This window comes from Novosphingobium indicum, from assembly GCF_014645195.1.
GTDB classification, from domain to species: domain Bacteria; phylum Pseudomonadota; class Alphaproteobacteria; order Sphingomonadales; family Sphingomonadaceae; genus Novosphingobium; species Novosphingobium indicum.
In genome coordinates, this window is the sequence record NZ_BMLK01000029.1 from 1 (window position 1) to 20,434 (window position 20,434).

The 20,434-nt window shown below is 64.0% G+C and carries 18 protein-coding genes; 11 read left to right on the forward strand and 7 right to left on the reverse strand.

Going from position 1 to position 20,434, the window contains the following annotated elements; genetic code table 11:
• Nucleotides 1-116 precede the first annotated feature (116 nt).
• Genes IEX64_RS20780 through IEX64_RS20800 form a run of 5 tightly spaced genes read right to left on the reverse strand, consistent with a single transcriptional unit; the run spans nucleotide 117 to nucleotide 3,905 of the window.
• On the reverse strand, nucleotides 117-1,049 hold the full coding sequence (locus IEX64_RS20780) for an SDR family NAD(P)-dependent oxidoreductase (protein ID WP_229710612.1): 933 nt from the start codon (nucleotides 1,047-1,049) through the stop codon (nucleotides 117-119).
• A complete protein-coding gene (locus IEX64_RS20785) occupies nucleotides 1,034-1,924 on the reverse strand; it encodes an SDR family NAD(P)-dependent oxidoreductase (RefSeq protein WP_188822863.1) in 891 nt (296 codons plus the stop codon). The genes IEX64_RS20780 and IEX64_RS20785 overlap by 16 nt, the downstream gene beginning before the upstream one ends.
• 4 nt (nucleotides 1,925-1,928) lie before the next feature.
• Nucleotides 1,929-2,483, reverse strand: a complete 555-nt coding sequence (locus tag IEX64_RS20790; RefSeq protein ID WP_188822866.1) for a nuclear transport factor 2 family protein — start codon at nucleotides 2,481-2,483, stop codon at nucleotides 1,929-1,931.
• Entirely contained in the window at nucleotides 2,473-3,369 is an 897-nt protein-coding gene (locus IEX64_RS20795; protein ID WP_188822868.1) for an SDR family NAD(P)-dependent oxidoreductase, read from the reverse strand. Before IEX64_RS20795 ends, IEX64_RS20790 begins: the two co-directional genes overlap by 11 nt.
• Nucleotides 3,366-3,905 carry a nuclear transport factor 2 family protein gene (locus IEX64_RS20800; RefSeq protein WP_188822870.1) on the reverse strand — a complete coding sequence of 180 codons (540 nt, stop codon included), beginning with the start codon at nucleotides 3,903-3,905 and terminating at the stop codon, nucleotides 3,366-3,368. Before IEX64_RS20800 ends, IEX64_RS20795 begins: the two co-directional genes overlap by 4 nt.
• A gap of 261 nt (nucleotides 3,906-4,166) precedes the next feature.
• Here IEX64_RS20800 and IEX64_RS20805 point away from each other — a divergent pair, with 261 nt between their 5' ends.
• Together IEX64_RS20805 and IEX64_RS20810 are read left to right on the forward strand one after the other, a co-directional pair.
• On the forward strand, nucleotides 4,167-5,462 hold the full coding sequence (locus IEX64_RS20805) for a glycosyltransferase (protein WP_229710613.1): 1,296 nt from the start codon (nucleotides 4,167-4,169) through the stop codon (nucleotides 5,460-5,462).
• A gap of 10 nt (nucleotides 5,463-5,472) precedes the next feature.
• A complete protein-coding gene (locus IEX64_RS20810) occupies nucleotides 5,473-6,456 on the forward strand; it encodes a galactose-1-phosphate uridylyltransferase (RefSeq protein WP_188822873.1) in 984 nt (327 codons plus the stop codon).
• 6 nt (nucleotides 6,457-6,462) lie between these two features.
• Here the strand turns inward: IEX64_RS20810 and IEX64_RS20815 are convergent, their stop codons facing one another.
• Together IEX64_RS20815 and IEX64_RS20820 are read right to left on the reverse strand one after the other, a co-directional pair.
• Nucleotides 6,463-7,281: a TIGR03619 family F420-dependent LLM class oxidoreductase gene (locus tag IEX64_RS20815; RefSeq protein ID WP_188822875.1), complete on the reverse strand. Its 819-nt coding sequence runs from the start codon at nucleotides 7,279-7,281 to the stop codon at nucleotides 6,463-6,465.
• Nucleotides 7,282-7,345: 64 nt separating this feature from the next.
• Nucleotides 7,346-8,335 carry a zinc-dependent alcohol dehydrogenase family protein gene (locus tag IEX64_RS20820; RefSeq protein WP_188822877.1) on the reverse strand — a complete coding sequence of 330 codons (990 nt, stop codon included), beginning with the start codon at nucleotides 8,333-8,335 and terminating at the stop codon, nucleotides 7,346-7,348.
• 203 nt (nucleotides 8,336-8,538) lie between these two features.
• Here IEX64_RS20820 and IEX64_RS20825 point away from each other — a divergent pair, with 203 nt between their 5' ends.
• From IEX64_RS20825 to IEX64_RS20865, 9 genes are all read left to right on the forward strand, one after another.
• Nucleotides 8,539-9,534, forward strand: a complete 996-nt coding sequence (locus tag IEX64_RS20825; RefSeq protein WP_188822879.1) for an efflux RND transporter periplasmic adaptor subunit — start codon at nucleotides 8,539-8,541, stop codon at nucleotides 9,532-9,534.
• Nucleotides 9,531-10,781, forward strand: a complete 1,251-nt coding sequence (locus IEX64_RS20830; RefSeq protein WP_188822881.1) for an ABC transporter permease — start codon at nucleotides 9,531-9,533, stop codon at nucleotides 10,779-10,781. Before IEX64_RS20825 ends, IEX64_RS20830 begins: the two co-directional genes overlap by 4 nt.
• Nucleotides 10,778-11,512, forward strand: coding sequence for an ABC transporter ATP-binding protein (locus IEX64_RS20835; RefSeq protein WP_188822883.1), 735 nt, complete (start codon nucleotides 10,778-10,780; stop codon nucleotides 11,510-11,512). The genes IEX64_RS20830 and IEX64_RS20835 overlap by 4 nt, the downstream gene beginning before the upstream one ends.
• A gap of 93 nt (nucleotides 11,513-11,605) precedes the next feature.
• Nucleotides 11,606-12,559, forward strand: a complete 954-nt coding sequence (egtD, locus tag IEX64_RS20840) for an L-histidine N(alpha)-methyltransferase (RefSeq protein WP_188822885.1) — start codon at nucleotides 11,606-11,608, stop codon at nucleotides 12,557-12,559.
• Nucleotides 12,556-13,752 (forward strand): ergothioneine biosynthesis protein EgtB, encoded by a 1,197-nt coding sequence (gene egtB / locus IEX64_RS20845; RefSeq protein WP_188822887.1) that lies wholly within the window; start codon nucleotides 12,556-12,558, stop codon nucleotides 13,750-13,752. The genes egtD and egtB overlap by 4 nt, the downstream gene beginning before the upstream one ends.
• Nucleotides 13,753-13,870: 118 nt before the next feature.
• Nucleotides 13,871-14,908, forward strand: coding sequence for a hypothetical protein (locus IEX64_RS20850; protein ID WP_188822889.1), 1,038 nt, complete (start codon nucleotides 13,871-13,873; stop codon nucleotides 14,906-14,908).
• Between the two features lie 57 nt (nucleotides 14,909-14,965).
• Nucleotides 14,966-15,838: a non-homologous end joining protein Ku gene (gene ku / locus IEX64_RS20855; protein WP_188822891.1), complete on the forward strand. Its 873-nt coding sequence runs from the start codon at nucleotides 14,966-14,968 to the stop codon at nucleotides 15,836-15,838.
• Complete coding sequence (gene ligD / locus IEX64_RS20860) at nucleotides 15,838-18,369, forward strand: DNA ligase D (RefSeq protein ID WP_188822893.1); 2,532 nt, start codon at nucleotides 15,838-15,840, stop codon at nucleotides 18,367-18,369. Before ku ends, ligD begins: the two co-directional genes overlap by 1 nt.
• Nucleotides 18,370-18,459: 90 nt before the next feature.
• Nucleotides 18,460-20,433: an OPT family oligopeptide transporter gene (locus IEX64_RS20865; RefSeq protein WP_188822895.1), complete on the forward strand. Its 1,974-nt coding sequence runs from the start codon at nucleotides 18,460-18,462 to the stop codon at nucleotides 20,431-20,433.
• The last annotated feature ends 1 nt before the right edge of the window (nucleotide 20,434 follow it).

The following is a 20,434-nucleotide window of genomic DNA, read 5'->3' on the forward strand; positions in this document are numbered from 1 at the left end:
TCTGAATCAGAAATCGTGACCAAAGGGAATCCCATGCCGATTCAGAACGGTCGAAAACCGCTCTAGGTCGTCACAGGTTTGGCGCGCTGTTCGGTACCAATGCGGGGAGCGAGCGGTCAGGCTTGCACCATCTCGAAGCTCTTCACCATGTGTTCGCCGAAGCCGTTCTCTACCGGGTGGAACGTCCACAGTTCGCTCTCGTCGCGGATGGCGTCGAGCTGATCGGCGACCTGATCGATGGTCCACTCGGGCTGATAGACGCCCCTGGTCTCGGTCACGAAGGCGCGGGCGATGCGGCCCGCCATGGAGACATAGAGCTCGCCCGAGACCGGACAGCTTTCGTGCGCCAGAAAGCCGACGACGGGTGCGACGAGGTCGGGGCCCATCGGTGGATACTGCGAAATGTCGAGCCCTTCGGCCATGCGGGTGACGGCGCCGGGCAGGATGATGTTCGACTTCACGCCGAAGTCCTTGCCCTCGATGGCGACGGTGTTGTTGAGGCCGATCATGCCGGACTTCGACATCGCATAGTTCACCGTCTGCGGCATCGTGTAGAGCCCGCCGATCGATCCGGTGAGGACCACGCGGCCGTACCCGTCCTTGACCATCCGCTCGAACGCGGGACGCACGACATGGAAGGCCCCGAGCAGGTGGACGTCCAGAACGGCGCGGAAATCCTCGTAGCTCGTCTCCGCCAGCGCGGCGAAGCGGTTGTTGCCCGCGTTGTGGATCAGCACGTCGATCCTCCCGAACGTATCGAGCGCGGTTTCGATGATCGCCTTGCCGCCTTCGGGTGTGGCGACGCTGTCCGTGTTGGCCACGGCCTCGGCGCCCATGTCGCGCAGGGCCTGGGCTGCCTCTTCCGCCGGACCGGTGTCGCCGCCCGAACCGGAAAGGGCGCTGCCGTTGTCGTTGATCACGACCTTGGCGCCGAGCGAGGCCACCAGTTCGGCATAGGCACGGCCCAGCCCCCGGGCGCCACCGGTGATGACGACGACGCGGTCGTCGAAGCGGCGTTGTGAAGACGTGTCGGTCATTGCTTGGTCCATGTGGTATCGCCCGGGCCCCACAGCGGGGCGCCGCGGGTTTCGCGCAAAGAGGGGATGGAGCGTCCGTCCTTGTCGGTCACGCCGTATTCGGTGGCGAGTTCGGCATTGATGAACGTACCGCCGGAGCGGGCCTTGAGTTCGGGATCCATGGCGAGTGCGGCGATCACCCGACCGGGGAACTCGGGCGACGAGCCGACCGCGCTGTTGAGCTGGTTCGCCATGCCGGGGATGGACTTGAGGTTCTCGGTCGCGCGCTCGGTGTAGGTGAAGCCCTGCCAGAGCGAGACGGCGCTCACGCCGGTATCGCGCAGCTCATGGCCCATGTCGCGCATCATGCGGTCGGTTGCGGTCTTGGTGGTGCCGAACACGACGTCGTAGGTATAGGTAACACCCACATAGCCGGAAAGAGCGGCAATCAGGCCCGAGCCTTGCGGCACCATGATCCGCGCCGCGTGCCAAGCGGCGATGTAGGCCGCGCGTGCGCCGGTATCCCAGACCTGCCACTCATCCTCGAGCGGCTTTTCCCAGAAGCCGGTACGCTCGGTCATGCTGTCGGGGATGGCCATGGCGTTGTTGACGAGAATGTCGAGCCGCCCTTGGTCGCGGCGGACCTGTTCGAAGACGGCGCCGATCTGTTCGTCGTCCAGCAGGTCCATGGCCACGGCCACGCCCTTGCCGCCGCGCGCTTCGACTTCGGCGACGGTCTCTTCGAGCGAACCCGGCAGCGTGTGGCCGCCCGGATTGAGCGTGCGGCCCGTGACGTAGACCGTAGCGCCATGCTCTGCGAGCGCGCAGGCCGTGCCCTTGCCAATACCGCGGCTGGCACCGGTTACGACCGCGACCTTGTCTTTCAGCTTATCCGAAATGCTGCCCATGGGTTCAGGCCTTGGCCGGATTGTTCGGTGCGCGTTTGTTGGTCAGCGGGCGCTTATACGAGGGGTCTTCCTTGCTGCGCGAGGAGACGCCGTTGACGGCAATGTCGGGCACGTCCGCGAAGGGGATGGGCATCGGTGGCGGCAGGCATCCCCATTCGATAATGTTGGTGCGCAGCGCGATGCGCCACTCGCCGTCGCGTTTCTCCAGGCGATCGATGTAGCGGCCGCCGGCGATCCACAGGCTCTCGTCCTTGTTGCGGCCGACGAACTGGTAATAAGTCTCGCTATGCGCCGTATCGCCATCGAGATCGATGGTCGTCTGCAACAGGGCGTGGTGGGTGAGGATCTGCCCGGCATCGTGCATCGGCACGGCCCAGTCCCAGCAATCCGCCGGACTGCCCACGAAAGGCCCTGCGGCCATTTCGCCATCTTCCCAGAAGGCCGAGAGGTAGATCTCCCGGTCGAACCGGTCCATGCCGCGCGAGAAACGTGCGAGGCATTCCAGAATGTCCTGCTTGTCGAGCAGCGCGTCGAGGCGCGCTTCACGGTCACTTGCCACAATAGTCGACCTCCGAGATGGGTTTCCAGATGGGGGAGCCGCGCGTGGATCGTGCCGAAGCGATCGTACGACCGTCGATATCGGTCACGCCATATTCCTCCGCCAGTTCGGCGGTGACGAACTCGCCGCCCGAACGCTTCATGATGTCGGGATCGGCTGCCATGGCGGCGATCACGCGGCCGGGATGCTCGACCGAGCTGCCCTGCATTTCGGTGATCGACTTGGTCATCTTCTCACCCATCTTGGCAAGGTTGTCCTGTGCCTTTTCGGTGAGAGTCAGGCCCTGCCACAGCGTGATCGATGCGACGTTATGCGGCTCGAGCTCGATGGCCATGTCGCGGGCCATGCGGTCGACGGCAGACTTCGAAGTGCCGAAGATCACGCTGTAGGTGTATGTCACCGCGGCAAAGCCCGAGATTGCGACAATCAGGCCCGATTTCTGCGGCGCCATGATCTTCGCTGCGTGCCATGCCGCGACATAGTTGGACTTTACGCCCACTTCCCACATTTCGAGGTTCGAAAGCGGCTTCTCCCAGAAGCCCTTGGGTTCAAGCAGGTCGTCGGAAAGCAGGAAGGCATTGTTGACGAGGATGTCGAGACGGCCCTGTTCGCGTTCGATCTGCTCGAACAGCCTGGCGACGGCTGCGTCGTCCGCATGGTCGCAGGCAACTGCCACACCCTTGCCGCCGCTTTCCTTGCCGCGTTCGTCGCACTCGGCAGCGGTACTGCCGACCGTGCCGGGCAGATAGTAATCGCCTTCATTCACGGTGCGGCCGGTGATGTAGACCGTCGCACCCTGTTCGGCGAGCACCAGCGCAATGCCTTTGCCGATCCCACGGCTGGCCCCAGTAACGAGGGCAACTTTTCCAGCGAGAGGCGCGCTCATTTCGTGTCTCCGGCGAACCATTTTTCGCTGTAGTCGCCCTTGGCGCGGCCGGGGAAGTGATCTGCGGTGAAGGGATAGCCCATCACCCCCGTGGACCAGTCGGCGGCCTCGCCCCAGTCCTGTTCCCAGTCGTAGAGCATCACGCGGTCGGCAATGCGCCATTCGCCATCGCGCTTTTCGAAGCTGTCGAGATAGCGCCCGCCGATGCAGGTGTCGCGCTCGCCGCCGTTCTCTGCGCCCATGTCGACACGGTGGTAGGAAATCACGTGCGTTTCCGCCTTGGCCTTGTCGCCGTTGAGCTCGATGTAGGTCTGGCCGAGTACGTGCTGCGTGTCCTTGATGGCGTGTGCGCCAGGAACGACCCACGCGAGATAGGTCTCGAAATCACCGCCGTGCACACCGTAGTCGAACGTGGCTTCGGGCCACCAGCAGCCACGGATCAGCTCGGCGCTGCGCCGGTCCTCACCGCGGGCCAGGCGGGCCACGCAATCGCGGATCGCCTCGCGATCGATGAACTGTTGGATGGTCGGCTCCATGTTTCCTCTCCTTGGCCGCTTTTCGGCGTGGCGATTGTGTCGCGTTCAGGCCGGTTGAACACACCGATAGGCTGTGATCAACCGGCTCTCCTTGCCTCATAAGATCGGACCAGACTTGACCAATGTGGACAATCTGGTGGCGATCCCGACCTTGCTCCCTACTTTGCCGTGACTTTCCGTTACGCTTGACGTCCGTCAAGGTGTCCCTGCACCATGGGCGACTACCCCGGGACTGGTCGGAGGCTTCGAGGCAGGCCCTCCGTGCGCGCCCTGATCCGCGCGATGCCGATCCAGTTTGCACAGCAGCGAGGTACATGCGTGGATTTCAGAGCCGACAATCCGAACCATTCTACTCTCCCGTCGATCGATGACTACGAGCCGTTGATAGGGAGCGAGACGGCGGACAGGATCCGGGGCAAGGCCGAAAAGCTCCGCGATCTCCATATCGTCAACGTGAACTCCACTTACTATGGCGGCGGGGTTGCCGAAATTCTTTCGTCGCTGACACTGCTGATGAACGGCGCCGGCATCCGGACGGGCTGGCGCGTCATTCAGGGGCGGCCGGACTTCTTCAGCGTTACCAAGCGGATGCACAATGCCCTGCAGGGAGGTGAAATCTATTTCAGCGACCTGAAGCAGGATATCTACGAAGAGGTGGTGTTCGAGAACGCGGCGCGCATGCACCTCGATCACGACGTGGTCATCGTGCACGATCCGCAGCCGCTGCCGCTGATCGATCATTTCCGCAAGAAAGCGCCGTGGATCTGGCGTTGCCATGTCGACCTGACCAAGCCGGATCCCAAGCTGTGGGAATATCTGTCGGGCTTCGTCGAGCGCTACGATGCGGTCGTGGTCTCGCTGCCCGAATACGCGCAGAAGATCTCCACGCCGCAGCGTTTCATCATGCCGGCCATCAATCCGTTTTCGACCACCAACAAGGACCTGACCGAGGACGAGATCGACGATCGGCTGCGCCACTACGACATCCCAACCGACCTGCCGCTGGTCGTGCAGATATCCCGTTTCGACAAGTGGAAGGATCCGCAGGGCGTGATCGATGCGTTCAACATCGCGCGCAAGCAAGTGGACGCTACGCTCGTGCTGGTCGGCAATATCGCAACGGACGATCCGGAAGGGCAGGAGATTTTCGAATCCCTTTGCTCTTCGCGCGAAGAGCGGATCCGTATCCTTTCGGTTCAGGACTCGGCCTTCGTCAACGCCTTGCAGCGCCGCGCGGCCGTCGTTTTGCAGAAGTCGCTGCGCGAAGGATTCGGTCTGACGGTGACCGAGGCGATGTGGAAAGGTGCCGTCGTGATCGGTGGCAACGTTGGCGGGATCAAGCACCAGATCGAGGACGGCGTGAACGGCTTTCTCGTCGACAACGTGCAGGATGCGGCAGAGCAGATCGTGCGTGTCCTCAAGGCCCCCGAACTGCGTGCAACCGTTGGCGCGCAGGCGCGCGAGACGGTGCGCAGCAAGTTCCTGATGACCCGCCTGATGGAGGATTGGCTCGACCTGATTTCCTCGTTCGAGGCGCACTTCGACTTGCACAAGTGAGCCGGGGACCATGAACGCGCTTCGACAGGACCGTACAACCGGTCAATGGGCGGTGATTGCGCCGGGACGCGGCAAACGTCCTAGCGATCTGGCTGCGTCTGCCGGAGCGGTGGCTCCCTTGCCTCCGAAAGATCCATCGTGTCCTTTCTGCCCCGGCAACGAAAACATGCTGCCCCGCATCATCGAGGAAGCGGCGCGCGAGGCGGTGCCGGGATGGGCGACAAGGGTTGTTCCCAACAAGTACCCCATACTGCAGAGGAGCGAGAGCGTGCCTGCCGACTGCCTGGAGGCAGGATATGGCGAGCATGAAGTCGTCATCATCTCTCCAAGCCACTATCTGGACATTCCCGATCTGACGGGAGCCGACATGCAAGCACTGACCGACACATGGTTTCGCCGGTTCGCAGCCTTGCAGGCACTTCCCGGGATCGAGGACGTCGTCCTCTTCTGCAATCGCGGCAGCACTGCGGGGGCCTCGCTCGCACATGCCCATTCGCAGGTGATCGGCATGCCGATCCGCTCGCCGCATATTGTCGCGGCGCTGGCGTGGTCTGCGGCCTACCATCGCGACTGTGGCCGCTGCGTGATCTGCGACGAACTGGCGCGGGAAGAGGCCAGCGAAGACCGTGTCGTCGAGCTGGGGGAGAGCTTCGCCGTGCTTGTGCCTTTCGCTGCCCGCGGACCCTTCGAGCAATGGATCGTTCCCCGGCGGCATAGTCCCCACTTTCTCGATGCGGGAACACAGGAGCGGAAGGATCTGGCAGGCGTTGTGCAGCGCGCGCTGCAGCGGCTGGTCGCCGCAGTGGGCAGGGTGCCCTACAACATCGTCGTGGAGCCCGGTTCGCGGCATGTCGAGGAAGCATCGTATGCCCACTGGGCCATCCGCATCGTGCCGGAGGTCACGATACCGGGCGGCTTCGAGCTGCAGTCGGACATCATCGTCAATCCCTACAGCCCGGAAGACAATGCGGAAAGCCTGCGGCAGGCGCGCTGAAGGCTGCTAGCCTTCGAGCATCCCTTCCTTGCGCAGCGCGTCGGCGACGCTCTCGATATAGCCGAGGTGCTGGCCGCGGGTTTCCATCCCTTGCCCCATCGTCGCGAAGGCGGCGTGGGTGCCACCGGCCTCGTGCCAGCGCAGCGCGGTTTCCACCACCTGCTCCGGGCTTTTCGCCTTGAGCATGTTGCATTGCAGGCCGAAGCCTTCTTTTGCCCGCCCTTCCTGATCGAGCAGGTCGCGCAGGCGCGCCGCCTGTGCGAAAGCGTCGGCAGCCCCGTCGGCACAGATGAACCCGTCCGCGATCCTGGCGGCGCGCGGATTGAGGGCAGCGCGGTCCACGCGGTCGAAGGCACCCGTGAAGTCTACGAGCGGTTCACTCCAGAGCTTGCGGAGCAGTTCCACTTGCTCGCTCACCCGCTTGCCCCGGCTGGCGAAATCCTGACCGAGCGCTTCGTACTCGACGTAGTTCCAGCCGAGCCCGACGCCCAGTCGCAGACGGTCGTCGGAAAGCAGGGCGACATCGGCGGCCTGCCGGGCGACAAGCGCGGTCTGGCGCTGGGGCAGGATCAGGACGCCGGTCGCAAAGCCGATCCGCCGGGTGATCGCGGAGAGATAGCCGAACATGACCAGCGGATCGTGGAAGGGCTGCTTTTCGGTGTAGGGGCCGTTGAGTTTCGGCTCGCGGTCGTGGGTGGCGCCAAGCACGTGGTCGTAGGCCAGTAAATGGTCGAAACCGAGGGCTTCTGCGGCAAGACCGATTTCGCGCACGGCGACGGGATCGCCGCCCAGTTCGGTCTGGGGATAGATGAGGCCGATCTTCATGTTGGGATCCTCTCCGGGGCTTTTGCATCATTGTGCATGGGAGGAAGCGGGATGCGCAAGCCTGTTAGGGCGTCAGCACGAAAGCGCCTTCAACCTCGCCGGCGCGTAGTCGGTCCAGCGCTTCGTTGGCTTCCTCCAGCGGCAAGGGGCTTACATGCGTGCGGATGGGGACTTGCGCGGCAAGATCCAGAAACTCCGTACCATCCTGCCGCGTCAGATTGGCGACGGAGACGATTTGCCGCTCCTCCCACAGGTCCGCATAGGCGAAGCTGGGAATGTCCGACATGTGGATGCCGGCGCAGACCACGCGGCCGCCTTTCTTCACGTGCCTGAGGGCTTGCGGCACGAGCGCCCCGACCGGCGCGAAGATGATCGCCGCATCCATCGGCTCCGGCGGCAGTTCCGAGGAGGCCCCGGCCCAGGCGCAGCCCAGACTGCGGGCGAAGTCCTGCGCGGCGCTGTCGCCCTCGCGCGTGAAGGCGAAGACCTTGCGGCCCTGCCAGATGGCAAGCTGGGCGAGGATATGCGCGGCGGCGCCGAAGCCGTAGAGCCCCAGCACCGGCGCGTCGCCCGCCATGCGATAGGAGCGGTAGCCGATAAGCCCGGCGCAGAGCAGCGGGGCGGCGTGAATGTCGTCGAAGCTGTCGGGGATCGGAAAGCAGAAATGGGCATCGGCCACGCAGTGCGTGGCAAAGCCGCCGTCGCGCGTGAAGCCGGTGAACACCGGATCGTCGCACAGGTTTTCGCGCGCACTGGCGCAGTAAGAGCATTCGCCGCAGGTGTGGCCCAGCCAGGGAACGCCCACGCGTTGCCCCATGGTGAACTCCGTGACGCCGGGGCCCATGGCGTCTATCTTTCCGACGATCTCGTGGCCCGGAACGATAGGGAGGCTGCCGTGAATGTCGCCGTCGACCACATGCAGATCGGTCCGGCAGACGCCGCAGGCCGCGACCGCGATCCGCACTTGTCCGGGGCCGGGCTCGGGGAGAGGGCGCTCGACCATGTGCAGCCGTGTGCCGGGGCGATCGAGTTGCATGGCGCGCATCGTGGTCATGGAATTCTCCTCCCGCTGCAGTATTCACGACAAACAGCGTCGGTATTGTGCCGCAATCGGGTATGGCAAGGGAAGCGTCGGGCGCATGTGCCAGCCTCATGCATAGGCCGGGATCGGGGCCCAATGCCTTGTTCCGGGTCAAGGACGGCTCGGCCATGCAAGGGTAGTCGCATCGGGACTACGTGAAGGAGTTTCTGCCGCTCATGCGCAAATCGATCGTCCTGTCTGCCATTCTGATCGTTCTCGTGGCAGCGGTGGCAGCCTGGTTTCTGCTCGGCGGATCAAGCGAAAAGGTAACCGTGACAAAGGTCGCGCGGGGGCCGGCGGTCGAACTGGTCTATGCCACCGGGTTCGTCGATGCCGAACATCCCGTCACGGTGTCGTCCCGCCTCACTGCCCCTGTCGACGCGGTGCTGGTTCGGGAAGGCGACCGCGTGACGCAGGGGCAGCCGCTCATCCGTCTCGATGCATCGGAACAGCAGGCCTTGCTCGCCCAGGCTCAGGCCGATGCGCATGCGCGGACGTTGAACGAACGCCGGGTGGCGACGCTGTTCGAACAGGGCTGGGTGACGAGCGCGGCCAACGAAACAGCGCGCGCCAGCGGACAGGCAGCACGGGCGCAGGTTTCCGCGCTCAAGGCCCGGCTGGACCAGATGACCGTGCGGGCGGGCATTTCAGGCGTCGTTCTCAAGCGCGATGTCGAGGCGGGCGATCTCGCTAGCCCCGGCAAGGCGCTGCTCGAACTGGGCGATCCGGCGCAGGCGCGCGTGACGGCGACCGTAGACGAGCGCGATATCGTGCGGGTGCAGGTCGGTCAGACCGCGCTGCTTTCCAGCGACGCTCTTCCGGGCAAGGTGATCCGCGGGCACGTCAAGGAGATCACGCCGGGTGGCGATCCCTCGCAGCGCGCTTTTCGCGTCCGTATAGGACTGACACCCGATGCAGATCTTCCTTTCGGTCTGACGCTGGAAGTGAACATCGTCACCAGCGAGCACGAGAATGCGCTGTTGGTGCCGACAAGTGCCGTGATCGACGGCCATGTCTGGGTCGTGCAGAACGGCCGCGCGGAGCAGCGCGAGGTGCGCATCGGCATCGAGGGAACCGAGAAGACGGAAGTCCTGTCCGGCCTCAAGGCAGGGGAATCCATCATTGTCCATCCGCCCGAAGGGCTGGAACACGGTGACCGGGTCAGGACATGATCGGCCGGACGCGTTTCCTTGTCGGGATTGCCTTGCGGCATCTCTCGCGCCGTCGACGGCAGACGGCGGTGGCGGTGAGTGGCGTTGCCGTTGGCGTCGGTTTTTTCCTCGCCGTATCGGCGCTGATGGTCGGCAGTCAGAACGACTTCATAGAGCAGTTGATCGATGCTGCTCCGCACATCGTAATTTCCGACGAATTGCGCAGTCCCTCGCCGCAACCGGGCGAGCGCGTGTTCGGCGACGGGGCGATGGAGCTTCACGGCTACAAGGTTCGCACAGAAGTGCGCGGGATCAAGGACTGGCAGGCGGTGATGGCGGCGGCCAATGCCGTGCCGGGCGCGATCGCGTCGCCCAGCCTGACCGGCGGCGTGACGCTGCGCCTCGGTGGGCATGACGAGGCCATCGGCATCGTCGGCGTGGAGCCGGAGATCGAAACGGAAATCAGCACGATCGAGGACCAGCTTCGGGAGGGCCGCCTGCGCGATCTGGAAACGACGCAGGGCGGCATCATCATCGGCGAGGATCTGGCCCGCAGGTTGGGCGTGCGCGTGGGCGACATTGTCGCGGCGACGTCTTCCACCTCCAGCGGGCGTTCGATGCGCGTCGTCGGCCTGTTCAAGAAAGGTCAGAGCCAGCTCAGTTCGGGCACCGGCTATGTTCTGCTGCGCGAGGCGCAGTCGCTACTGGGCCGCCCGTTCATCATCAACCGCATCGGCGTGCGGCTGGCCGATCCCTATGCGGCGGAGGCCGTCGCGAAGACGCTGGAGACGCGCTTTGGCTACAAGGCGGAGAGCTGGCAGGAACGTTCGGCAGATTTCCTCTCGCTGCTCGTGACCCGCAATGTGATCATGTATTCGGTCGTCTCGGCGATCCTGCTGGTGGCCAGCTTCGGTATCTACACGGTGGTGTCGAACAGCGTGTCCGACAAACGGCGCGATATAGCCATCATGCGCTCGATTGGTTTTTCCGAAGGCGATCTGCAGTTCATCTTCGTGGTCGAGGGGCTGATCCTCTCGCTCATCGGTGTGCTGTGCGGCTGGCTCCTCGGGTACATCCTGATGTCCATTCTCGGATCGCTGGCCTTTCCCATCGGCGGCGAGATCGAACGCATTCCGCTCGACCGGTCGCCACGTCAGTACGCCGTTGCCGCAACCGCCTCGTTCCTCGCCGGGGCCATCGCAGCCTGGCTGCCCGCGCGGAAGGCATCGCGGGTCGATCCGGTCGACATTCTGAGAGGCGCGGTATGAGCGCCATTCTGGAAACGCGAAATCTGGGGCGCAATCTGCCCGGCGATCCGCCGATCGTGCTCGTGCGCGATGTGAACGTGACAATCGAGCCGGGGGCGTTCACCACCATCGTCGGCCCCTCGGGCTGCGGCAAGTCGTCGCTGCTCTATCTGCTCGGCCTGATCGATCGCCCGACGACAGGCGAATTGCTGGTGGAAGGCCGGGAAGTCAGTCAGCTTTCCGGCGACGAGCGTGCCCGCATCCGCTTGGCGCGCTTTGGCTTCGTTTTCCAGTTTCACTTCCTGCTACCTGAGTTTTCCGCGCTGGAGAACGTCATGCTCCCGATACAGCGGCTCGGCCGCCTCCCGATTGCACAGGCGCGCGAACAGGCCTTGGGATTGCTGGCCGGAGTGGGACTTGAGGATAAGCACGGCAAGACGCCGGATCGCCTTTCGGGCGGCGAGCGCCAGCGCGTGGCGATTGCCCGCGCGCTCGCCAACGATCCGATCCTCATCCTCGGCGACGAGCCGACCGGCAACCTCGACAGCCACAACAGCGCGCGCGTGGTCGAGACGCTCCATGCCCTCGCGCACGAGCAGGGGCGGGCTGTGGCCTGCGTGACGCACGATCCCGGCATTGCGGAGGCTTCGGACGTCCAGATCGAGATGCTCGACGGGCGCGTGGAGAACGTGATCGATCGCCGTCCAGCAAAACCGCAAGGCCTGCTCGGCAGGGAACCATCGGCAGACTGATCTGTTGCGAAGCGTAACGTGGTTCGGGGTTTTCGGTGGACGCGCCGCCGACCCTGTGCGGATCGCGACCGAATGCTACCAGAGAGGTGTCCGATGGCTGAACTACTGGCCGAAGTGCTCGACGATTTTGGCCAGGCGGCCGTAACCGGACTGTCCCAGAAACAGAAAACGATACCGGCCCGGTTCTTCTACGACGATCGCGGTTCCGCGCTGTTCGAGGAGATTACTCAGCTTCCCGAATACTATGTCACGCGAACCGAGGCCGCGCTGCTGAAGCGCCATGCAAGCGAAATTGCGCGCAGCGCGGGGCACGGGCGCCCTGTCGTCGAGTTTGGTGCCGGTTCCGCCACGAAGACCCCGATCCTGCTGAAAGCGACCGAAGCGCCGGTCTATGTCCCGATCGACATTTCGGGCGACTTCCTGCTGGAGAGCATGGAGGCGTTGAAGCAAACCGTTCCCGATCTGGAAATCGTGCCGCTCGCCGGCGACTTCACCGAGGAGGTGGCGCTGCCCGAATTCGATGGTCCGGTTACCGGGTTCTTCCCGGGCTCGACCATCGGCAATTTCGATCACGCGCGGGCGCTCGATCTCCTGCGCCAGTTCCGCGGTCAGCTCGGGGACGGTGCGCGTCTCGTCATCGGCATGGATACGCGCAAGAACCCGCGCATGCTGGAAGCGGCCTACGACGACAGCGCGGGCGTGACGGCGGCGTTCAATCTCAATCTGCTTGAGCGCATGAACCGCGAGCTGGACGCTGACATCCCGGTCGATGCTTTCGAGCACCGAGCGGTCTGGCATGATGCCCTGGGGCGTATAGAAATGCATCTTGCCGCAACGCGGCCTGTCACTTTTCGCGTCGCCGGACGGACCTTCTCCATGGAAGCTGGCGAAACGATCCACACGGAGAACAGCCACAAGTACACGCCCGAGGAAGCCCGGCTGATGGCACGCGCTTCGGGATGGGAGCCGCTGTCGTACTGGAGCGATGAGGACGGCATTTTCGGGGTTCACGTCTGGGCAGCGATGCCGGATACTCTGCAACCATGAGCAGTGCCGCGCAGAGGACTTCGCCCGAACCCGCGTTCGCCACGGCTCGCTACCGTGCGGTGCGATCGCATACCGAGGCGCTGACCGCGCCGCTTTCGGCTGAGGACTGCCAGTTGCAGTCGATGCCCGATGCCAGCCCGGCGAAGTGGCACCTTGCGCATACCACGTGGTTCTTCGAGACCTTTCTGCTGCAGGAACACCTGCCCGACTACCGGCCGTTCCATCCGGCCTTCGCGGTACTGTTCAATTCCTATTACGTGCGCGTGGGTGAACGGCATGTGCGGGCCGAGCGCGGCATGCTGTCGCGCCCTTCGCTCGACGAGGTCCATTCCTATCGCCGGCATGTCGATGCGGGCATGGAGCGGCTGATGGACGCCGTTCCCGAAACGGCTTGGCAGGACCTGCTCGAACTCGGTCTGCACCATGAGCAGCAGCATCAGGAACTGATCCTGATGGACATCCAGCACGCTTTCAGTCGCAATCCGATCGAGCCCGCTTACGATCCTCACCGCACGATCGCGCCGGATGCCGAACCGGCGCAGTGGCTTTCTGTTCCCGGCGGCCTCGTCGCCGTTGGACATGAGGGCGAGGGCTTTGCCTTCGACAACGAAGGGCCCCGGCACAAGGCCTGGCTCGAGCCTTTCGAGATCGCCGACAAGTTGGTGACCAATGGCGAATACCTGCAGTTCATCGCGGATGGCGGTTATCGCCGGCCCGAGTTGTGGCTCTCGGATGGTTGGGCGACCGTCGAGGCGGAAGGATGGGCCGCGCCGCTGTACTGGCGCGAGGATGACGGCATCTGGTCCGGCTTCTCGCTGGGTGGGCGCGCCGACCTCGACCCCGATGCCCCGGCGCTGCACATGAGTTATTACGAAGCCGATGCCTATGCCCGCTGGACCGGCCATCGCCTCCCGAGCGAGGCCGAGTGGGAAGTTGCCGCGCGCAACCACGATCTGCGCCAGCGCGACGACGTGGCGTGGCAATGGACCGCTTCTCCCTATGGCGCCTATCCCGGCTACTTCGCCAGTGACAGCGCGGTCGGCGAGTACAACGGCAAGTTCATGGTCAATCAGTTCGTGCTGCGAGGCGGCTCGCTGGCGACGCCTCCGGGGCATTCACGGCTGACTTATCGTAACTTCTTCCCGCCCGCCGCGCGCTGGGCCTATAGCGGGATCCGGTTGGTCAGGCGATAGGCGCAAGCATCCGCTGGCGTCGGGGGAACCTCCCCGAGGTCCGGCGGTTCTGGATCGCAAAGGGGCCGGACCTCAGGTCGCGGCTTTTACCGGTACGGATACAGGAGAGAGGGCGTCCATGCGGTTCGTTGAATTGGTGAGGGGAATTGGTCTCGGCAGTGCCGGGTTCGCGTTTCTGCTTGCTGCGCTGCTGTGCGTGGTCGTCGACGCGCCTGCCGCCTTGATGGGATGGCTGGCCGCCGCCGTTTTCCTGCAGGCAATTCCGCTTGGCGCGCTTATGCTGCTCGCGGTCATGCGCCTTGTGCATGGCGGTTGGGAAGCGGACCTCAGGAGTGCCAGCGAGTCTGCGGCGGGCGTTTGGTTCATTTCCGCACTGACTTTTATCCCCGTCTTGGTCGGCTGCGGTGCGATCTGCGGGGAGGCGAGCCTTTTCGGGCAAAACGAATTCGATAATCCATGGCTGGGCGTCGTCCCGTTCGTTACGGGCACGATCCTGTGGTTCGTCGCATTGGCGGCTATCGCGCGCAGTCAGGTGGGTGGACGTTCTTCGAGGCGGGCTACTGTCCTGTCCCTCATCGTGCTCACCCTTGGCGGATCCCTATTGGCGGTCGACTGGTTCATGTCGCTCGACGTGGAATTCCAGACTTCGGGTTACACCCTGCAGGTGCTGCTCCTCGAGATCTGCGTGGCCTATCTGGCAATTCTGCTGTTGCGGCTGACGCATAGACCGGCGCCGCGGCATACAGGGGCGCTTGGCGCAGTGCTGCTGATCTGCCTGACCTTGTGGTTCCTCTTCCAGTTCCTTCCGCACCTTCTGATCTGGGCCGACGTTTTGCCGCATAGTGCCGGATGGTATGCCGTTCGTGCCGAGGGGGCCTGGATATGGGTGCTGGCGGTGATCGGTATCCTGGGCATCGTTCCCATGCTTGCCCTGCTATTGCCGCAAGTACGCCGCTCGCCGCGAGCCTTGGCGATGGCAGCCTTTCCCGCGCTTTTCGGAAAAGGGCTCGAATTCGTATGGTTCGCCGTTCCCGGGAACGGGCTTCCCGCCTTGCTGGCATACCTCTTCGCCTTGTGCGGCTTCGGCTGCTTTGCGGCCTCCTATCTGGCCCCGGGCTCCAGCTGGTATCTGCCCAAGGCAAGGGCGGTGGCCTGAGCCGCCGGAACCGGTCGTGCTCGCCTTCGTTGCTTATGCTGCACAGGAGGACTTTTCATGGCCGCACGCGCATACTGGCAGGGACAGATCCGGCTGGCGCTCGTTTCCATCGCGGTGGAAGTCTATCCCGCGACCAAGAGCGGTGCCTCGATCAGCTTTCGCCAGATCCACGAGCCCTCGGGCAAGCCGATCAAATACGAGAAGGTCGTGCCGGGAATGGGCCCCGTTGATCGCGACGACATCATAAAAGGCTATCAGGTCGACAAGAACAATTACGTTCTCCTCGAAGATGACGAGATCGAGAACGTGAAGGTCGAAAGCAAGCGTACGCTCGACCTCGTCCAGTTCGTCGATGCCGACGAGATCGACGTGCTGTACTATGAAAAGCCCTACTTCGTGGTGCCGGCGGACGATCTCGCCGAGGAAGCCTACGTTGTCCTTCGCGAGGCCCTGAGGGCTTCGAAGAAGGTGGGGGTGGGGCAACTGTCCGTGCGCGGGCGCGAGCATCTCGTGTCGCTCAAGCCTTGCGGGCGCGGCATGGTGCTCGAGCTTTTGCGTTATGCCGACGAAGTGCGCCGCGCGCAGACCTACTTCAGCGCGATCGGCGATGAGAAGCCTGACAAGGAACTGCTCTCGCTAGCCACCGAACTGATCGAGAAGAAGACGGCCCCGTTCGAGGCGGACGAATTCAGCGACCGCTATGTCGATGCACTGAAGGACATGATCGACAAGAAGATAAAGGCCAAGGGCGAGCGGGTTGTCGAGGACGATGAGGCCCCGACCGCTTCCAGCAGTTCAAACGTGATCGACCTGATGGCGGCCCTGAAGGAGTCGGTTGAAGAAGGCGGTGGCAAAGCCTCCAAGAAAAAGAAGAGTGCATCCGCCAGGAAAGGCAGCGGGGAGAGCGGCCGCAAGCGTAAGAGCGCGTGATGGCCCGGAAGCCCGACAGCGATGCGCTTTCCACCTACAACGCCAAGCGCGATTTCAAGCGGACCCGCGAACCGAAGGGCAAGCGCGGCACGAAAGGCGGCAACAGCTTCGTCGTGCAGAAACACGCGGCACGGCGGCTCCACTTTGACTTTCGCCTGGAAATTGACGGCGTTCTCAAGAGCTGGGCGGTCACGCGAGGCCCCAGCCTCGATCCCAAGGACAAACGATTGGCGGTGCGGACCGAGGACCATCCGTTGGATTACGGTGGCTTCGAGGGCACGATCCCGCAAGGTGAATATGGCGGCGGCACGGTCATGCTCTGGGACAAGGGCACCTGGCGGCCGATAGAAGGCAAGAGCGCCAAGGATCTGGAGGGCGGTCATCTCCACTTTATCCTCGAAGGCGAACGGATGAAGGGCGAATGGCTGCTGGTGCGGATGAAACCGCGCAAGGGCGAAAAGCGCGAGAACTGGTTGCTGCGCAAGGTGGATGACGGATACACGGGCAGCGAAGACGACCTTGTGCGCCGCGAGTTGACCAGCATCGAGACGGGCAGAACCATGCAGGAGATCGCCCGCGATGACGAAGGGGAGCATTCCTTCAAGGATCGCAAGGGCGCGCAGCTCGACAAGGCATTGGACGAGGCAGCCGAACACACCCGCAAGGTCGCTGCGGGCAAGTCAGGGAGGCAGGCCAAGGGTAAGCCACCGAAGTTTCGCAAGCCGCAACTTGCGACGCTGGTCGATCACGTACCGGGCGGCAGCGACTGGTTCCATGAAATCAAGTTCGACGGCTATCGCTGCCTCGTGGCTGCGGCGGGCGACAAGGTCGTGGTCTATACCCGATCGGGCCAGGACTGGACCGACAAGTTCGCGCCGCTGCGCGATGCCTTTGCGGCACTCGATTTACCACCCTGTCTGATCGATGGCGAAGTCACCGCGTCCGGCAAGGATGGCAATCCTAGCTTCTCGGCATTACAGGCCGTGCTCAAGCGCGGTCATGGCGCGCAGGGCAAGCAGCAGTACCTCGATTTCCATGCCTTCGATCTGCTCGAACTCGATGGCGAGGATCTCACGGCGCACAGCAATCTGGAGCGCAAGGAACAGCTTGCCGGACTGCTGGCCGATGCCAGGCCGCCGGTCCACGTGGCCGATCATGTCATCGGTGCCGGGGAGCAATTGCTCGAGGCCATGTGCGGCGCGGATCAGGAAGGGATCATCAGCAAGCGTGCCGATGCGCCCTATCGGGCCAAACGCACGCGCAACTGGCTCAAGATCAAGTGCACGCGCCGGCAGGAATTCGTGATCGTCGGCTGGCAACCGAGCAAGGCCCGCGGCAGGCCGTTTGCCTCGCTGCTGCTGGCGCAGCACGAAGACGGTGAACTGACCTACAAGGGCAAGGTCGGAACCGGCTTTACCAGCGACACGATGGACGAGCTCGCATCGAAGTTTTCTTCACGGGCACGCAAGACACCGCCGCTGGAGGCCCCGGCATCGGAAACACGCAATGCCCAGTGGATCCGGGCCGATCTGGTCGCCGAAGTGGCCTTTGCCGAATTCACCGCGGAAGGCCGCGTTCGCCATGCCTCCTTCCTTGGCCTGCGCGATGACAAGTCTGCCGTCGATGTGAAGCCAGAGCGGGCCGCGAAGGTCGAGCAGGATGATCCGCCTTCCGACATCAAGATCACGCACCGGGATAGGGTGATCTTCCCCGACAGCGGGCAGACCAAGGGCGATCTGGCGGACTACTATGCGCAGGTCGCGCCGGTCATGCTGGCCCACCTCGCGCGGCGTCCCGTCAGCCTTGTGCGCTGTCCGCAGGGGCGGGCGAAGAAGTGCTTTTTCCAGAAGCACGATAGCGGCAGCTTCGGCGAGAGCGTGCATCACGTTTCGATCGCCGAGAAGTCCGGCAAGAAGCAGCCCTATCTCTACGTCGACAGCGCCGAGGGGCTGCTCTCTTGCGTTCAGATGGGGAGCATCGAATTTCACGCCTGGGCCTGCCATCAGGAAGCCGTCGAACAGCCCGACCGGATGATTTTCGATCTCGATCCGGACGAGGAGCTGGACTTTGCCGACGTCAAGCGTGCAGCGCGTGACTTGGAGAAGCATCTGGCGGACATGGGGCTGGTCAGCTTTGCAATGTTGACCGGGGGAAAGGGCGTCCACGTCTTGGTTCCGCTGCGCACCGGGCATGACTGGGACACGCACAAGGACTTTGCAAGCCGCTTTGCCGAAGCCCTGAGCAAGGCGGAGCCGGATCGCTTCACCGCGACGATGTCCAAGGCCAAGCGCAAGGGAAAGATCTTCATCGACTGGCTGCGTAACCAGCGCGGAGCAACCGCCGTCGTGCCTTATTCCGCAAGGGCCCGCGAAGGCGCGCCGGTCGCGATACCCGTCACCTGGGCGGAACTCGCCGACATGGAGACGGCAGCGGCCTTCACGATCTCGGATGCCGCCGAGCTGCTGAAGCGTGCGGGCTCCGCCGGACTGCAGGGATGGGGGTTTGCCGATCAGGCACTGCCCGAGTTGTAACCCTCTGGAACGCGGGCGCGATTAGCACTGTCGCGGCAGGTCTATGCGTGCCATGAGCGGGCATCCATAAAGTGAACAAGGTGGGGACGCATGGCGAGCGAAGCGGGCACGGCACAGGTACGGGCGGGGTCGGCTGCCGAACTCACGCTGCGCGGGGTTCTGCTGGGCGGGGTGATCACGCTGCTGTTCACGGCGGCAAATGTCTATCTCGGCCTGAAAGTAGGCCTTACCTTCGCTACCTCGATCCCCGCCGCCGTGATTTCCATGGCCATCCTGCGCGGGTTCAAGGATTCGACGATCTGGGAAAACAACATCGTCCAGACCGTGGCGAGCGCGGCGGGGACGCTGGCGGCGATTATCTTCGTGCTGCCGGGCCTCGTGATGATCGGCTGGTGGCAGGGCTTCCCCTATTGGACCACGGCCGCGATTACCGGAACCGGCGGCATCCTCGGCGTGCTGTTCTCGGTACCGCTGCGCCGCGCGCTCGTGGTCGATACGCCTTTGCCCTATCCCGAAGGCAAGGCCGCGGCCGAGGTGCTGCGCGTCGGTTCGGGATCGCGTGAAGGCGCTGCTGAGAGCGCCAAGGGCCTCTCGGTGCTGGTCTGGAACGCGCTGGCCTCCGCGGGCTTTGCGGTTCTCACGCAGATGCGGCTGACGGCCGGCGAAGCGGCGGTCTGGTTCCGCGCCGGATCGGGAGCGACCGGCATATCCGGTGGCCTCTCCTTTGCCCTTCTGGGCGTGGGCCATCTCGTCGGCCTGTCGGTCGGCATGGCGATGTTCCTGGGTCTCGTCGTCGGCTGGTGGGTGCTGCTGCCGATCCTGACTGCGCAGATGCCGATGGCCGGCGGTCCGGAAGTCTGGGCTAACAGCGTGTTCGGCGCGAATGTGCGCTTCTTCGGCGCGGGCGTGATCGGTGTTGCCGCTGTCTGGACGCTGGTACGGATCGCCGGGCCCGTCCTCGGTGGCATCCGCTCGGCCATGGCCGCCAGCCGCGCGCGTCATTCGGGTGAGGCGCTGGCCATCGAGGAGCAGGATCTGCCGATCGCGGTGGTTTTCGTTGGCTCGCTGGCGATGCTGGTGCCGATTGCCATTCTGCTGTGGAGCTTGATCACGGGCGGTCCGCTCGCTGGATCGGAAGGGGTACTGATTGCCGGGGCGCTCTTGTTCATCGTCGTCATCGGCCTGCTGATCGCGGCGGTCTGCGGATACATGGCTGGCCTGATCGGAGCATCCAATTCGCCGGTGTCGGGGATCGGCATTCTTTCCGTCGTCGCGGCGGCGCTCATGCTGGTGGGGCTGTTTGGGCGCGGACAGGATCCCGACACGACCGCGGCACTGGTCGCTTATGCGCTGATTGTGACGGGCATCGTCTTCGGGGTTGCGACGATTTCCAACGACAACCTGCAGGATCTCAAGACCGGCCAGCTTGTCGGCGCAACGCCGTGGAAGCAGCAGGTCGCGCTGGTGATCGGCGTTGTCTTCGGATCGCTGGTAATTCCTCCGGTGCTCGATCTGCTCAACACTGCCTTCGGGTTTGCAGGTGCGCCCAACGCCGGGCCGAACGCGCTTCCCGCCCCGCAGGCCGCGCTCATCTCGGCGCTGGCCCAGGGCGTGCTCGGGGGCGATCTCAACTGGGCGATGATCGGCTGGGGGGCTGCTGCGGGGGTGGGCTTCGTCATCCTCGACGAAGTGCTGGGTCTGCTGGGCAAGCTGCGTCTGCCGCCGCTCGGTGTGGGTATCGGTATCTACCTGCCGATGGTGGCCATCCTCCCTGTCGTAGTGGGCTCGGTGATCGGCTGGTTCTACGAACGCTGGGCCGCGGGCCGATCCGATCCCGAATTCGCCAGCCGCATGGGAGTACTCACCGCGACCGGCCTGATTGTCGGCGAGAGCCTGTGGGGCGTGACCTTCGCGGGCATTGTTGCCGCATCGGGAAGCGACAGTCCGATTGCGGTGGTCGGTGATGGCTTCGCCCAGCCTGCGCTGGTGGGCGGGACATTGCTGTTCATCGCGCTGGTGTGGGGCCTCTATCGCCGCACCCGCAAGCTCGTGCACATGCCCTGAC